The sequence below is a fragment of the Psychromonas sp. KJ10-2 genome (assembly GCF_047323255.1).
Taxonomy (GTDB): domain Bacteria; phylum Pseudomonadota; class Gammaproteobacteria; order Enterobacterales; family Psychromonadaceae; genus Psychromonas.
Window position 1 is genome coordinate 3,393,990 of the sequence record NZ_CP178827.1, and the last position, 15,637, is coordinate 3,409,626.

Below are 15,637 nucleotides of genomic sequence, written 5' to 3' on the forward strand. Positions count from 1 at the left end.
CTTGTGGTTAATTACTGCAGTTTGAATTTTTTAACAATATCAGTGAGGTGTAAATTTGCATCTGCTAAATTAATGGCTTCGTGATTTACATCGTCACCACTTGTGGCAATACGTTCCACCATTTCGCTTATTTTTACCATATTTTTATTTATCTCATGGGATACGGCACTTTGTTCTTCAGCGGCTGTCGCGATTTGTACATTAATGGCATTTAACTCTTCAACAGATAAACTAATATCATCTAGATCCGTCACCACTAAGTTGATCTGTAAAGAGGTTTCTTCACAACTAGTGCGAGTCGCTTTCATGGTCTGCGTTACCGTATGACCACTGGTGGTGAGTCGATTAATCGTTTGTTGAATCTCAGTGGTACTTTGTTGCGTTCTTAACGCTAGCGCACGTACTTCATCGGCAACTACTGCAAAACCTCGACCATGTTCACCTGCTCGCGCAGCTTCAATGGCTGCGTTTAATGCGAGTAGGTTCGTTTGATCTGCAATTTCACCAATGATGCCAAGTACTTTGGCTATTTCTGATATCTGTAGACCCATTTCGCTAATATTTTTAGAAACATCATCCACACTTTCTACTAACTCAGTCACAGTTTGTGTCGCATTACGCACGACTACTTTTGACTGTTCTGCTTGAGTATTGGTCTTACTAGTAAACTCTACGGCGCCAGAGGTATTTTGAGCTACATCCTGAGAAGTTGCACTCATCTCTTCTAGCGCTGTAACTGCTTGCTCTGTTTCAATTTTATGTTGATTAAAGGTCTGTTTATTCTGTTCAGTTAAAGTCTGTAAACCATCAATACTAGCGTCGATACGCGATGATGCTTTAGCAATATCCAACATCATATGCTGCAGGTTAGCAATGAAGATATTAATGTTCGCTGATATTTGCCCTAGGTCGTCTTCGCTAGTGACAGGTAATCGTGTGGTTAAATCACCATGACCACTAGATAGTGCTTGCACTGTTTGTTTGAGGGCTATGATCGGTCGATATGTGTAGCTAAGTAGTAGATAGATAACTAATGAACCAATACTAATTAAGATAAGTGTGCTAATCAGGCTAGTCTGCAAAGATTGATCAACAACCTGATACACAACCGCTTCATCTAAGGTAATTAACAGGTGCCATTGGTTTGTATCATTGAGCTTGATCGTTTGGAAATAGTTAACCTTATCTTCTCCATTTGAGTGGTATGAAAAAGAGCCTCGTTGTTGGTTTAATAGTTGATCTTTAAAAGGTGCTAATGCCGGGCTATCTGATATATGGCTTTTTCCTGCGATTAAGGTGCGATCTGAGGAGGCCAATACTAAACCTGAACCTGTGTATAGTGTGGCTGTTGCGCCTGAAAACACCGTGTTATCAACCATGCTTTGTAAGCCGCTTAACTCAAGGTCAGCAAGTAGCACGCCTTGGATAACATTGTTTGTATAAAAAGGAGCAGCAATACTGATCATCAGGCGGCCAGTGCTACTTCCTGTGTAGATGTCGGTAATAATAGTACTACCTTGGCGTTTTGCTTGTTGATACCAACCGCGTGTGCGTGGATCATAGCTGGATGTATATTTGCCTTTATTACTATTAAAGGCAACCCCATCAGCATAACCAACAACAATCGCTGAAGCTTGTGTTGATTGTTGTAATAACTTGAGGTTAGTAATGATGTTTTGTTGGTCGCTTCTTGTGGTAAAAAGTGACGCAGTTGAGCCTATGCTTCTATCAATGCTGGCAACGAATTGCTGAATTTTGTCTCCGTTGCTAGATAGGTTTAGCATCGAGTATCGGTCAACGTTATCTATGGTAATGTTAGATTGCTGGCTGTAGGAGATAAAGGAAAGCGTTGCAGTGGCAACGGTTAACATAACGATTGCTGCGGAAACAATGCGCCCTTTGAAGTTAAGATACATGTTGGTAACTCTTAATTGGTTGGCTAAATAGGCATTAATGTCAGTGTGATTAATGCGACTGGTTATCTATAATTGATAGATGCTGATTGCGCGGGATAGTAACATTGTTACAAACTGAATTTCTATCCCTAATGAGGTGTTTATTGTGTTATTTTTTTGTTTTAATAAAGGTGTTAACTAAGTGCGAGAGAAAAGACAGGCGTGTATTGGTTTAGGAGATATTAACTTCACTTTTGCTGTGTATATTCAAAATCAACCTAATATGGAACAATGGCTGGGGGTAACAACTGTTGTTCCTTTACAAGAAACTGATATCGAGGCGATAGGTAGAGCTTGTGGTAACGGCTGGCGAAAGGTGTTTAATGTATACGCCAAGGTACTTTATGCTTTGGACAACAATGATTTTCAGTTTTCACAATTAGCGGCAACTTGGCAGGCTTACCGTGACCAGTATTTATTGCAAGAAAATAGCGCTACGGCGTTATTGTTTAGTGCTCCCGCTTTGAACCTTGTTGAAGCTGAAGCAGATAAAAGCAAGCGCACTGTGCATATTATCTGCGGTAGGACTTATGCAAAGCAATTATTAAATAGTGAGCAGTTAAATACTGAGCTGTTGTGGTTAGATGAAGAGTTTGCCATTAACTTTGAACAACACATTATTGTTTGTCCCTATTTTGATTATCGCCAGCTATCGAATATAAAAATACAGCGATTAGCCAGGCTATTAAGCCAGCTCTTACAAGGGAAATATAAATAGTGGCGTTGACGTGATAGAGTCCTCATTATTAACTGTTGCACGTCAAACTGCTTTCTTACAACGTAAACCATTTATTATCTCAGTATTTTAATGATTATATTAAACTTGATAATGATTAATGTTTTATAGGGATATAAATATGACTAACTTATTGGACAATATTGATAAACGAACCAACCTGGTAGGGGAGAATCGTTTAGAATTATTGTTGTTTCACCTTTCTGGCCGCCAACTTTTTGCATTAAATGTGTTTAAGGTAAAAGAGGTGGTGAAATTACCTCACTTCAACAAACTACCTAACTCTCACCCACATATTGATGGGGTGGTGGCAATTCGTGGTGAATCGATTCCAGTGATTAATCTCAAAGCTGCCATTGGTCTACAACCCTTAGTGCCTGATAGTGAATCAAACCTTATTATCACTGAATATAACCGTACTGTGCAGGGATTCTTAGTCGGAAAAGTAGAGCATATTGTGAATATGACTTGGAGTGAGATCATGGAGCCTCCTTCAACTGTGGGCCGTTACCATTATTTAACAGCGATCACTAAGCTCAGAGAAGAGACAAGAGGTGAGTTAACTGGGTTAATTGAAATTATTGACGTTGAAAAAGTACTAGCAGAGATTCTAGATTATAAAGTAGATATATCTGAAGGCGTTGTTGACCCTAATATTTTGTCGGAATTTGCAGGCCAACGAGTTTTACACGTGGATGACTCTTACACAGCGCGTAGACAAGTTGCTAATACTCTAGAGCAACTTGGTGTTGAAGTGATTCCTGCTAAAAATGGTCAGGAAGCATTACAGCTATTAAAAAGTTGGTTAGAGCAAGGTAAAAATATTAAAGATCAAATCTTGATGGTGATCACCGACGCGGAAATGCCGATCATGGACGGTTATAAGTTAACCTCAGAGATTAGAAATGATCCGCGTATGTCGGATCTGTTTGTGGTTTTGAATACCTCATTAAGCGGTGATTTTAATAAAGCCATGGTGGAAAAAGTAGGCTGTAATGAGTTTCTTTCTAAATTTCAGCCGGATCGCTTAGTGGAAGTGGTTCAGACTTGTTTGAAAGCGAAGCTTGACCAATAAACTGAGATAAAAAAGCAATGCACCTAGTGTTTGCACAATATAGGATTAAGCTTTACTCTAATATTGTACAAAGTGATAAGGAGTGACATTGTACTCGCAATCAAAGCCTTGGTTTTTTTGTTAAAAGTTACCTTTTTTCAAATACAAAGCGAATTGCATCTATTTAATCTGATTAGTGTGACATATAAATGACTAGCTTTATGCCTTCCTATATGATTAATATTGAGAAGCTCATAACGTTAATTGAATAGAAAGACTAATTATTTCAACAACCTTAATAATGAAGACTAGACTAAACCATGAGTGATAAAAATTCTCCAAAAACGGGTAACGAATCGGCAACAATTGAGTCGCAACAAACAAAGTTAGTGCCGCCATCTATGTATAACGTGTTATTACATAATGATGATTATTCGCCGATGGACTTCGTTATTGATGTATTACAACGTTTTTTTCGATTAGATCATGAAACAGCAACAGAAGTTATGTTGAACGTTCACTATAAAGGGGTTGGTATTTGTGGCACCTTTACTGCTGAAATTGCCGAAACCAAAGTAATGCAAGTCGTTCAGTATGCAAAAGATAATCAACACCCATTGAAATGTACAATGGAAAAAGAGAGTTAACAGTTTTACGATATTATTTACTTACACTCTCATAAGGAGACTCCATGCTAGATAAACCTTTAGAACATAGTCTTGATTTAGCTTTCCGAATCGCTTATGAAAAATATCATGAATTCATGACATTAGAGCATTTGTTATTAGCCTTATTAGAAAATGAAGAAGTAAAGAAGATCCTACAAGCGTGTTCTGTAGATATTGTTTCTTTACATATTGAATTAACGAATTTCTTAGAAACCAATCCAAGCCTGTCTGATGTTAAAAGTGAAAAGCTAGAAGTACAGCCAACTATCGCTTTTGAACGTGTCCTACAGCGCGCTATTTTTCATGTTCAGTCTTCTGGCAAATCAGAAGTTAGCGCTTCTAACGTGCTGGTGGCTATCTTTAGTGAACAAGAGTCTCAGGCTACTTATCTACTTAAAAAATCTAACCTTTCTCGATTAGATGTTGTGAATTACCTATCACATGGCACTGAAAAACACCCTGACAGTATTACCTTCCATGAACCTGAACAGGCCGAACCTGTTGAAGAAGAGAGTCATGAGTTGCCTTTCACCGTTAACCTTAACGAGCAAGTGGTTGCTGGAACTATCGACCCGTTAATTGGCCGAGAGAAAGAGGTAGAGCGTTGTGTGCAAATTCTATGTCGTCGCCGTAAAAACAATCCGTTGTTAGTGGGTGAATCAGGAGTTGGTAAAACCGCTATTGCAGAAGGGTTAGCGTATCAAATTGTACATAACAATGTGCCAGATGTTATCGAAGACCATATTATCTATTCATTAGATATGGGGGCTTTGCTTGCCGGAACAAAATACCGTGGCGAATTTGAGCAACGCTTTAAAGATGTGTTAAAGAAACTGCAGTCTCAAGATAATGCGATCTTATTTATCGATGAAATTCACACTATTATCGGTGCAGGTGCAGCGACCGGTGGGCAACTTGATGCAGCTAACCTATTAAAACCTTTATTAAGTAGTGGCAAACTGCGTTGTATTGGCTCAACGACTTATAAAGAGTTTGGACAGATCTTCGAGAAAGAACATGCCTTAGCGCGTCGTTTCCAAAAAATCGATGTACTTGAGCCTTCAATTAAAGAAACCGGACAAATCCTATTAGGGTTACGCACACGTTATGAAGAACATCATAATATTCGTTATACCAACAAAGCATTGATTGCTGCCGCTGAACTAAGCGCTAAGTATATCAATGACCGTCATTTACCGGATAAAGCGATCGATGTGATTGATGAAGCTGGTTCGCAAATGCGTTTATTACCAGTGAGTAAACGAAAAAAAACCATTGGTGTCACTGAGATTGAAAACATCATTGCTAAAATTGCGCGTATTCCACAAAAATCAGTTTCTAGCTCAGACAAAGATGCATTAGCTAAATTACACCAACGTCTAAAAATGACGGTTTTTGGTCAAGACAGTGCCATTGATGCATTAACCGATGCGATTCATTTAAATCGTTCTGGTTTATCTGACGAGCTAAAACCCATTGGTTCATTCCTATTTGCTGGCCCTACAGGGGTGGGTAAAACTGAGGTAACACAACAGCTAGCGAAAGCACTAGGTATTGAGTTATTACGTTTTGATATGTCTGAGTACATGGAAAAACATACGGTTTCACGCCTCATTGGTGCTCCTCCTGGCTATGTAGGTTACGAGCAAGCAGGTCTATTGACCGATGCTGTGGTAAAACACCCCTACTCAGTGGTGTTATTGGATGAGATAGAAAAAGCTCATAGTGATGTTTATAACATCCTATTACAAGTAATGGATCACGGGACGTTAACCGATAGCAACGGTCGCAAAGTCGACTTTAGAAATGTTATTTTGGTAATGACAACTAATGCCGGTGTCCAAGAAACCGTGAAACAAAGTATTGGTTTTAAAGAACAAAAAGAGGGCGCTAAAGCGATGGATGAGATCAATAAAGTATTCTCTCCTGAATTTAGAAACCGCTTAGACAACATTATCTGGTTTAATCATTTAGACCTTGATGTGATTAGTCAGGTTGTTGATAAGTTCATCGTGCAACTTCAAGTACAATTGGATAAAAAACAAGTGTCCCTTGAAGTGGGCAGTGAGGCTCGCAATTGGTTAGCTGAACATGGTTATGATAAAGCGATGGGCGCTCGACCAATGGGGCGTTTGATTCAAGAGCAATTGAAGAAACCATTAGCTAATGAGATCTTATTTGGTAGCTTACAGGACGGTGGTAGTGTTCGTGTAATATTAAATGGCGACGGCGATGGTATTGAGTTTAATTACGAGAAAAAACTAGAGATGAGTAACTAATTATTTAATTATTTTGTTTCAAGTATAAAAAAACCAGCGTTTAGCTGGTTTTTTTATGGCTAATAAAAGCCTAATTTTGTTACCGGCTTGTATTAACGAGCACGGAAAACAATACGACCTTTTGATAAATCGTAAGGTGTAAGCTGAACTGTCACTTTATCGCCAGTTAGAATACGGATGTAGTTTTTACGCATTTTTCCTGAGATATGTGCAGTAACAACGTGACCGTTTTCTAATTCCACACGGAACATTGTATTAGGCAGCGTATCTAAGATAGTGCCTTGCATTTCAATACTGTCTTCTTTTGCCATTGGCGATGGATCCTTTGTAATAGGTAAGTAGTGCTAATTTCAATCGGCGCATAATGCCAGAATAATTGAGAGTGGTAAAGGATTGTTGTTCATAATTCACACTAAAAAGCTAATCAAAGTCCTTCCACTGCTGGTTTATGAAACGTTGGTGAGGATTAAATTGATTTTTATAATTCATTTTTTGACAATTTTGAATGTAATACCCTAAATACAAAAAATCAATACTATGCTGTTTAGTGAGTGCTAATTGTTGCAGAACCGTATATTTACCTAAAGAAGTATGCGCATAATCAGGATCATAAAAACAATAAAAAGCGCTCCATGCACTAGTTGCTCCATAGTTCAGGGCATCCGTAACACCAACAGAAATTAATTTATCTTGATCATACACTTCAACAAACAGAATCTCTCCCCAAGTACAGGCTACAAAAGAGTCGAACTGTGTTTTTGTAGCCGGGTACATTACACCGTCACGGTGAACTTGATTAATATAGCGTTCGTATAAAGGGTAATAGTCTACGCTAATAGTCCTTGCTATACGTGTAGTGAAATGTTTGTTTTTATTCAATAAACGTTTTTGACTCTTGGATAATTTAAACTCTTGGCTAGCAATACGTAATGATTCGCATTGGTTACAGGCAGGGCAGTGTGGACGATACACTTGTTCACCACTGCGTCGAAAACCTATCGCCATCAAAGCAGAATAATGTTGTTTAGCGTTATCTTCAGGATCCAGCAACATAATTAACTGTTCTTCCTTCTCCGCTAAGTAGGAACATGGAAAAGTAGCGGTCAGGCCTACTTTTAGTTCTGAAGTTTGGGACACAAATTACCTTTATAATTGATAACGTTAGTTAAAAATAAGGGCACATAAACAAACATTAAGGCCAATGACAGTTCAGGGTAATAATATTCACCTTACTTGTCTATCGATGTGTTGGCTTATCTCTTCTGAATTGCTGAGTATGGATTATATTTTGATGATATTAGCTGATAAAACAATGCAAATTATTGAGTGAATTTTAAAAAGTAAATTAAATGTTAAATTTGTGGAAAAAAAGCTGAGAAATACGGTACCATATGCGTCCCGTCTAATTAAGTTGTACGAATTTAGTTCTCCCTAAGCTAATGTACACCGTCAATAGAGGTAATATGATCGTTCAAAAAACTATCCAAGATAAGTTGGTAGCACGTTTCCAAACGGACTACCTGCAAGTTATAAATGAAAGTCATAATCATTCTGTTCCACCAAATTCTGAGACTCATTTCAAAGTCACTATTGTTTGTGACGAATTTGAGGGACTGCGTTTAATTATGCGACATCGTTTAATTAATGAATTGCTTGCTGAAGAAATTGCTGGCCCTGTCCATGCTTTAGCTTTACATACTTACACACCTACTCAATGGGCTGAAAAAAATCAGTTATCACCTGAATCAGCAAAATGTTTAGGCGGTGGAAAGTAATACCAATGTGATTGGTATAAGCAAGAAATATCAACAAGAGACGCTCTGAACGAAAAATTAATTAATCACAATTTAAAATGTGAACGCTTTTTGCAAACTTTGTTTTCTTTTTTATTTAAATTTGAACTAACTGCAGTAAGCTTTTTGATTTGATATAGCATTTAACCCCTCTCTAATGTTAATATTTCACCGAATTTTTTAGTGTACATGTTAATCAATTGTTAACTTCAATTTTTTGCGTGTAATGTTTTATCGCCGAAAGGCATTTAACTTTTCCTCCCGTAACATAGTGCAAGAGAATATGATTACTATAAAAAAGGACTGGACCTCCCGATTTCAGGAGCGCCAGAGCAAGTCATTCAAAATGGTCCTGCCATTTCTGAAGTTGCTATACTGGGTGAAGAATATGTTGGAATGCGCCCGTCAATGGCTGTTAAAGTCGGAGACGTGGTGAAAAAAGGACAAACTTTATTTTCTGATAAGAAAAATGAAGGTGTACTTTTTACCGCTCCAGCATCTGGTGTAGTTAAAGAAATCAACCGTGGTGCTAAACGTGTGCTGCAATCTGTAGTTATTTCAATACAAGGCAATGAGAATGTGCAATTTGCTAAGTATGAAAGCCAACAACTAGCTAGCATTGAGCGTAGTAAAGTTGTTGAGAACTTGGTTGCATCAGGTGCTTGGACTGCATTACGCACTCGCCCATTTAGTAAAGTACCAGCTATTGATGCGCAGCCTGCTTCTATTTTCGTTACTGCAATGGATACTAATCCATTAGCGGCTGACGCAAGCCTTATCATTAATGATAACCAGCAAGCCTTCACTGACGGTTTAGCTATTTTATCTCAGCTAACTGAAGGTAAAGTGTACGTTTGTAAAGACCAAGCGACACTGCCAACTTCTGATGTTGTTAGCGTTGAAGAAAAAGTATTCACCGGCGTTCATCCAGCTGGATTAGCGGGAACGCATATACACTTCATTGACCCAGTATCTGCTACTAAGCAAGTTTGGTCAATTAACTACCAAGATGTGATCGCATTCGGTAAGTTGTTTGTATCGGGTGAAATTTACAGTGAAAAAGTGATCTCTTTAGCGGGTCCTGCTGTAACAAAACCACGTTTAGTGCGTACGGTTCTAGGTGCTTCTACTACTCAATTAACTGCTGACCAACTTGTTGCTGGTCAAGTACGTGTTATTTCGGGTTCTGTGTTATGTGGTGTTACTGCTACAGGTCCACATGCTTACTTAGGTCGTTACCATAATCAAGTATCTGCATTGATTGAAGGTTATGAGAAAGAGTTATTTGGTTGGGGTGCTCCTGGTTTAAATAAACACTCAGTTTCTCGTGCGTTCTTATCTGCGTTAAATAGTGCTAAGAAGTTTGCGTTCACTACAACTACTGGTGGAAGTAAGCGTGCGATGGTGCCAATCGGTCAATATGAGCGTGTTATGCCATTAGATATCTTACCGACTGTGTTATTACGCGATTTAATCGTGGGTGATACAGATGGTGCACAAACGTTAGGTTGCTTAGAATTAGACGAAGAAGATTTAGCTTTATGTACTTATGCTTGTCGGGTAAATACGAATACGGTTCAATCTTGCGTGATTGTCTAGGTAAAATTGAGAAGGAAGGCTAATAATGAGTCTTAAGAACTTAATTGAAAAAATGGAACCGCACTTCGAAGCAGGAGGCCGTTATGAAAAATGGTACGCTCTGTATGAAGCTGCAGCGACATTTTTCTATACTCCTGGTTATGTGACCAAAGGTATTACGCACGTTCGTGACAGTATTGACCTTAAACGCATGATGATTTTTGTTTGGTTAGCAACGTTCCCAGCAATGTTTTACGGTATGTATAACACGGGTGTACAAGCTAACGATGCAATCGTAGCTGGTTATTCAGCACTTGAAGATTGGCGCGTTGCTTTGTTAAATACATTTGGTGTGACCTTAGGGTCTGGGGCTAGTGTATTTGATAACTTCTTATTCGGCGCTGCTTACTTCTTACCTATCTACGCAGTGACGTTTGTTGTTGGTGGTTTCTGGGAAGTATTATTTGCAAGTGTACGTAAACATGAAGTTAATGAAGGTTTCTTCGTTTCTTCTGTACTGTTTGCATTAATCGTTCCGGCGACAATTCCACTTTGGCAAGTTGCACTAGGTATTACCTTTGGTGTTGTCGTTGCTAAAGAGATCTTCGGTGGTACTGGTCGTAACTTCTTAAACCCAGCATTAGCAGGTCGTGCTTTCCTATTCTTTGCTTACCCAACAGATATCTCTGGTGATGCTGTTTGGACTGCAGTAGATGGTTTCTCTGGTGCGACTTCACTAAGTGTGATGTCTCAAGGTGGTTTAGATGCTGTTCACGCTCAATTAACTTGGGTAGATGCTTTCCTAGGTAACATGCAAGGTAGTATCGGTGAAGTATCGACATTAGCGATTCTGATCGGTGGTGCTTTCATTGTAATTACTGGTATTGCTTCATGGCGTATTATTGCAGGTGTGATGATCGGTATGATTGCAACATCATTACTATTTAATGTGATTGGTAGTGATACTAACCATATGTTCCAATTACCTTGGTATTGGCATTTAGTAATGGGTGGCTTTGCATTTGGTATGATCTTCATGGCAACTGATCCCGTATCGGCTTCATTCACTAATAAAGGTAAATGGTACTACGGTATTTTGATTGGTTTGATGGTGGTGTTGATTCGTGTTGTAAATCCTGCTTTCCCAGAAGGTATGATGTTAGCAATTCTATTCGCTAACTTATTTGCACCGTTATTCGATTACTTCGTCGTTCAAGGTAACATCAAACGGAGGCTAGCTCGTAATGTCTAACCAACAAGAAACATTTGGCAAAACGATGATTGTCGTACTGGCAGTCTGTCTAGTATGTTCAATTATTGTAGCAGGCGCAGCCGTTGGCTTACGCCCTCTACAAATCGAAAATAAAGCGATTGATAAGCAAAATAAAATTCTTGATGTTGCTGGTTTAACAACTGATAAAACAGTGTCTGAAATCTTTAATTCAAACATTGAAACTAAGTTAGTTGATTTAGCAACGGGTGAGTTTGTTTCATCAGAAGACCCAATCACTTATGACCAACGTAAAGCAGCTAAAGATCCTGAAACGAGCATTAAGCTTAGTGCAGAGGATAATATTGCTAAAATTGGTCGTCGTGCAAACTTAGCAACAGTTTACCTAGTGTCTAACGACCAAGGCGAATTACAACGTATCATCTTACCTGTACACGGTGCTGGTTTATGGTCAACGATGTATGCCTTTGTTGCGATACAACCTGATGGTAATACTATTGAAGCGATTACTTATTACGAGCAAGGTGAAACACCTGGACTAGGTGGTGAAGTTCAAAACCCACGTTGGACTAACTTGTTTAAAGGTAAAGAGTTGTACGATGAGAACGGTGACCCTGCAATTGAAATCGTTAAAGGCCAAGCACCTGCTGGTTCTAAACATAAAATTGATGGTTTATCAGGCGCAACACTAACTAGTGTTGGGGTTGAGCATACCTTTACTTTCTGGTTAGGTGAGCAAGGTTTTGGTCCATTTCTTAGCAAAGTTCGTGAAGGAGCGCTAAACAATGGCTAAATCAACTGAATTAAAAGAAGTACTTACTTCCCGGTTGTAAGTAATAACCCGATTGCATTGCAAATCCTTGGTGTTTGTTCTGCACTTGCGGTAACAGCAACACTGCAAACTGCTGTGGTAATGACCTTAGCGGTATTGTTTGTAACTGCTTTCTCTAACTTGTTCATTTCGATGATTCGTAACTACATTCCAAACAGTGTACGTATCATTGTTCAAATGGCGATTATTGCATCATTGGTAATCGTTGTTGACCAAGTATTAAGAGCCTATGCATACGGACTGTCTACACAGTTATCGGTTTATGTTGGTCTTATTATTACTAACTGTATCGTTATGGGACGTGCGGAAGCATTTGCGATGAAAAATGCGCCATTCCCAAGCTTTATGGATGGTATTGGTAATGGTTTAGGTTACGGCTTAATCCTTGTTTTAGTTGGTGGTTTCCGTGAGTTATTCGGTTCAGGTGCTTTATTTGGATTCGAAATCTTACCGTTAATCTCTAATGGTGGTTGGTACCAAAGTAATGGTCTATTGCTATTACCTCCTAGTGCTTTCTTTATTATTGGTGGCATTATCTGGGCTATTCGCGTGATTAAACCAGAACAAGTTGAGCCAAAGGAGTAATTTGAATGGAACATTATCTTAGTTTATTTGTGCGTTCTATTTTCATGGAAAATATGGCACTGGCTTTCTTCTTAGGCATGTGTACTTTCCTTGCTGTATCTAAGAAAGTAAAAACGTCAATCGGTCTAGGTATTGCGGTAATCGTGGTGTTAGGTATTTCAGTACCTGTTAACCAAGTTATCTACTTTAACCTACTGGCACCTGGTGCGCTTGGTTGGGCTGGTTTCCCTGATGCTGACTTAAGCTTTTTAGGCTTTATCACTTTCATTGGTGTTATTGCAGCGTTAGTACAAATCTTGGAAATGATTTTAGATAAATACTTTCCAGCGTTATACCAAGCACTGGGTATCTTCCTACCACTTATTACTGTTAACTGTGCCATCTTCGGTGGTGTATCGTTCATGGTTCAACGTGAATACAACTTATTAGAGTCTGTTGTTTACGGTGTAGGTAGTGGTGTTGGTTGGACATTAGCAATCGTTGCATTAGCGGGTATCCGTGAAAAAATGAAATACTCTGACGTACCAGATGGTTTACGTGGCTTAGGTATTACATTTGTAACGGCTGGATTAATGGCATTAGGTTTTATGTCGTTCTCTGGTATCCAGCTGTAGTTGTTACTGTTGTAGCTTAGATGAATTCGAGGGAATTTATTCCCTCCCAAAACAAGGAAAAAGTCGATGGAAATCTTTCTCGGCGTTGCCATGTTTACAATTATCGTTTTAGCTCTAGTCGTTATTATTTTATCGGCAAAAGCAAAACTTGTAAGCACGGGTGATATTACAATTTCTATTAATGATGATGCAGATAAAAGCATCAAAACCCAAGCGGGTGGTAAGTTATTGGGCGCATTAGCAAATGCTGGTGTATTCGTTTCTTCAGCTTGTGGTGGTGGTGGTACTTGTGGCCAGTGTCGTGTGAAAATCAAATCAGGTGGTGGTGATATCCTACCAACAGAGCTTGACCACATTACTAAACGTGAAGCTAAAGAAGGCGAGCGTTTATCATGTCAGGTGAATGTTAAAGAAGACATGGATATCGAACTACCAGAAGAGATCTTTGGTGTTAAGAAGTGGGAATGTACTGTTATCTCTAATGATAACCAAGCTACCTTCATCAAAGAGTTTAAACTGCAAATTCCTGATGGTGAATCTGTACCGTTTAAAGCCGGTGGTTACATTCAAATTGAAGCACCTGCACATCATGTTAAATATAAAGATTTTGATATCGATGAAGAGTACCGCGGTGATTGGGAACATTTCAAATTCTTTGATCTAGAATCAAAAGTAGATGATGAAACTATCCGTGCATACTCAATGGCTAACTACCCTGGTGAAGAAGGCATCATCATGTTGAACGTGCGTATCGCTACGCCACCGCCACGTGATCTGTCATTACCTTGTGGTAAAATGTCATCATATATCTTTAGCTTGAAAGCGGGCGATAAAGTAACAATCTCTGGTCCATTCGGTGAATTCTTTGCGAAAGAAACTGAAAATGAGATGGTCTTTGTTGGTGGTGGTGCTGGTATGGCGCCAATGCGTTCTCATATCTTCGACCAATTCCGTCGTTTGAAAACTAAGCGTAAAGCTAGTTTCTGGTACGGAGCGCGTTCTAAGCGTGAAATGTTCTACGTAGAAGATTTTGATGCTATTGCTGCTGAAAATGACAACTTTGAATGGCATGTTGCACTAAGTGATCCACAACCTGAAGATAATTGGGATGGTTACACAGGCTTTATTCATAACGTGTTATATGAAAACTACCTTAAAGACCATGAAGCTCCTGAAGATTGTGAGTTTTACATGTGTGGTCCACCAGTGATGAATGCAGCGGTTATTGCTATGCTTAAAGATTTAGGCGTAGAAGACGAAAACATCTTACTTGATGATTTCGGCGGCTAACCCCGATGATTAACGCATCAATCAAATGGCTAGCCTTAATAGGGCTAGCCTTTTTTATTTCGTCGTGCACTAAACCTGAACCTGCATTATTAAAAATTCAGGGGCAAACCATGGGGACTTATTATCAAGTTACTTATGTTTTATCGAGTGAACAAACATCTAACAAACAACTACTAAGTAATGCATTAAAAGAGTTAATTGATCAACAACTAGAGTTAGTTAACGATCAAATGTCGACTTATCGACCTAATTCTGAATTGTCTTTATTTAATAAAAGTGAATCCACACAGGAAGTATCAGACGCTACCATCAAAGTGGTTTCTGAAGCTCTTAAAATTTATCAGCAAAGTGGAGGTGCTTTTGATGTGACAGTGGGGCCCTTGGTTAATTTATGGGGCTTTGGTCCAGATAAAAAACCGAATAAGATCCCTGACGCTGAATTGATTGAAAAAACTAAGCAAAGTATTGGTAGCCAATATTTATCCATTGATGGTAACAAGCTTATTAAGAGCAAACCCGATTTGTATGTCGACTTATCATCAATTGCTAAAGGGTATGGTGTTGATGCAGTTGCTGAGTTTATGGAGACAAAAGGAATCAATAACTACTTAGTTGATATTGGTGGCGAGTTAAGAGCCAGTGGCACTAAACTAAACCAACAACCGTGGACATTGGCTATTGAACGTCCTGGTGCAGGCCAAGATGTACAACGCCTATTACATATTGGTGATAGTGCGATTGCAACTTCAGGTGATTATCGTAATTACTTTGAAGCAGATGGCATACGTTATTCCCATACGATTGATCCAAAAACTGGTCGTCCTATCGATCATAAGTTAGTATCTGTTACTGTGATTGATGAAAGTAGTATGGTTGCAGATGGATTAGCTACTGCAATTACTGTACTAGGACCTGAAGACGGCTTGGAATTTGCAACTAAATTAAAGCAGCCTGTTTTTTATTGACCAAGCAGGGGGATGGATTTATAGAATCCTTTACTCCTGAGTTTGAACAATACCTTG

The 15,637-nt window shown here is 38.9% G+C and carries 13 protein-coding genes and 2 pseudogenes; 12 read left to right on the plus strand and 3 right to left on the minus strand.

The genetic code is table 11. The features are described 5' to 3' along the window. Positions 1 to 11: 11 nt before the first annotated feature. Positions 12 to 1,916 (minus strand): methyl-accepting chemotaxis protein, encoded by a 1,905-nt coding sequence (locus tag ACLKL2_RS16615; RefSeq protein ID WP_413692523.1) that lies wholly within the window; start codon positions 1,914 to 1,916, stop codon positions 12 to 14. A gap of 181 nt (positions 1,917 to 2,097) precedes the next feature. Between ACLKL2_RS16615 and ACLKL2_RS16620 the strand changes: the two genes are divergently transcribed. From ACLKL2_RS16620 to clpA, 4 genes are all read left to right on the plus strand, one after another. Beyond that, a complete protein-coding gene (locus ACLKL2_RS16620; RefSeq protein WP_413692524.1) occupies positions 2,098 to 2,673 on the plus strand; it encodes a DUF6942 family protein in 576 nt (191 codons plus the stop codon). A gap of 139 nt (positions 2,674 to 2,812) precedes the next feature. Continuing rightward, positions 2,813 to 3,766: a chemotaxis protein CheV gene (locus ACLKL2_RS16625; protein ID WP_113820166.1), complete on the plus strand. Its 954-nt coding sequence runs from the start codon at positions 2,813 to 2,815 to the stop codon at positions 3,764 to 3,766. Between the two features lie 299 nt (positions 3,767 to 4,065). Next, a complete protein-coding gene (gene clpS, locus ACLKL2_RS16630) occupies positions 4,066 to 4,392 on the plus strand; it encodes an ATP-dependent Clp protease adapter ClpS (RefSeq protein ID WP_113820165.1) in 327 nt (108 codons plus the stop codon). A 44-nt stretch (positions 4,393 to 4,436) separates the two neighbouring features. Next, on the plus strand, positions 4,437 to 6,692 hold the full coding sequence (gene clpA, locus ACLKL2_RS16635; protein WP_413692525.1) for an ATP-dependent Clp protease ATP-binding subunit ClpA: 2,256 nt from the start codon (positions 4,437 to 4,439) through the stop codon (positions 6,690 to 6,692). A gap of 92 nt (positions 6,693 to 6,784) precedes the next feature. Here the strand turns inward: clpA and infA are convergent, their stop codons facing one another. Both infA and ACLKL2_RS16645 read right to left on the minus strand, forming a co-directional pair. Continuing rightward, a complete protein-coding gene (gene infA, locus ACLKL2_RS16640) occupies positions 6,785 to 7,003 on the minus strand; it encodes a translation initiation factor IF-1 (RefSeq protein WP_007419779.1) in 219 nt (72 codons plus the stop codon). A 109-nt stretch (positions 7,004 to 7,112) separates the two neighbouring features. Beyond that, positions 7,113 to 7,829, minus strand: a complete 717-nt coding sequence (locus ACLKL2_RS16645; protein ID WP_413692526.1) for an arginyltransferase — start codon at positions 7,827 to 7,829, stop codon at positions 7,113 to 7,115. A gap of 326 nt (positions 7,830 to 8,155) precedes the next feature. Here ACLKL2_RS16645 and ACLKL2_RS16650 point away from each other — a divergent pair, with 326 nt between their 5' ends. From ACLKL2_RS16650 to ACLKL2_RS16685, 8 genes and pseudogenes are all read left to right on the plus strand, one after another. Beyond that, positions 8,156 to 8,467: a BolA family protein gene (locus tag ACLKL2_RS16650; RefSeq protein ID WP_413692527.1), complete on the plus strand. Its 312-nt coding sequence runs from the start codon at positions 8,156 to 8,158 to the stop codon at positions 8,465 to 8,467. Between the two features lie 321 nt (positions 8,468 to 8,788). Then, a pseudogene (locus ACLKL2_RS16655) lies at positions 8,789 to 10,107 on the plus strand (Na(+)-translocating NADH-quinone reductase subunit A). A 2-nt stretch (positions 10,108 to 10,109) separates the two neighbouring features. Beyond that, a complete protein-coding gene (locus ACLKL2_RS16660; RefSeq protein WP_113820161.1) occupies positions 10,110 to 11,315 on the plus strand; it encodes an NADH:ubiquinone reductase (Na(+)-transporting) subunit B in 1,206 nt (401 codons plus the stop codon). Continuing rightward, positions 11,308 to 12,087 (plus strand): Na(+)-translocating NADH-quinone reductase subunit C, encoded by a 780-nt coding sequence (locus ACLKL2_RS16665; RefSeq protein WP_113820160.1) that lies wholly within the window; start codon positions 11,308 to 11,310, stop codon positions 12,085 to 12,087. The genes ACLKL2_RS16660 and ACLKL2_RS16665 overlap by 8 nt, the downstream gene beginning before the upstream one ends. Beyond that, a pseudogene (locus ACLKL2_RS16670) lies at positions 12,080 to 12,711 on the plus strand (NADH:ubiquinone reductase (Na(+)-transporting) subunit D). Before ACLKL2_RS16665 ends, ACLKL2_RS16670 begins: the two are co-directional and overlap by 8 nt. 5 nt (positions 12,712 to 12,716) lie before the next feature. Next, positions 12,717 to 13,325: an NADH:ubiquinone reductase (Na(+)-transporting) subunit E gene (gene nqrE / locus ACLKL2_RS16675; RefSeq protein ID WP_113820158.1), complete on the plus strand. Its 609-nt coding sequence runs from the start codon at positions 12,717 to 12,719 to the stop codon at positions 13,323 to 13,325. 66 nt (positions 13,326 to 13,391) lie between these two features. Next, positions 13,392 to 14,615: an NADH:ubiquinone reductase (Na(+)-transporting) subunit F gene (gene nqrF / locus ACLKL2_RS16680; RefSeq protein ID WP_413692528.1), complete on the plus strand. Its 1,224-nt coding sequence runs from the start codon at positions 13,392 to 13,394 to the stop codon at positions 14,613 to 14,615. A 5-nt stretch (positions 14,616 to 14,620) separates the two neighbouring features. Further along, positions 14,621 to 15,580, plus strand: a complete 960-nt coding sequence (locus ACLKL2_RS16685; RefSeq protein WP_413692529.1) for an FAD:protein FMN transferase — start codon at positions 14,621 to 14,623, stop codon at positions 15,578 to 15,580. Positions 15,581 to 15,637 lie beyond the last annotated feature (57 nt).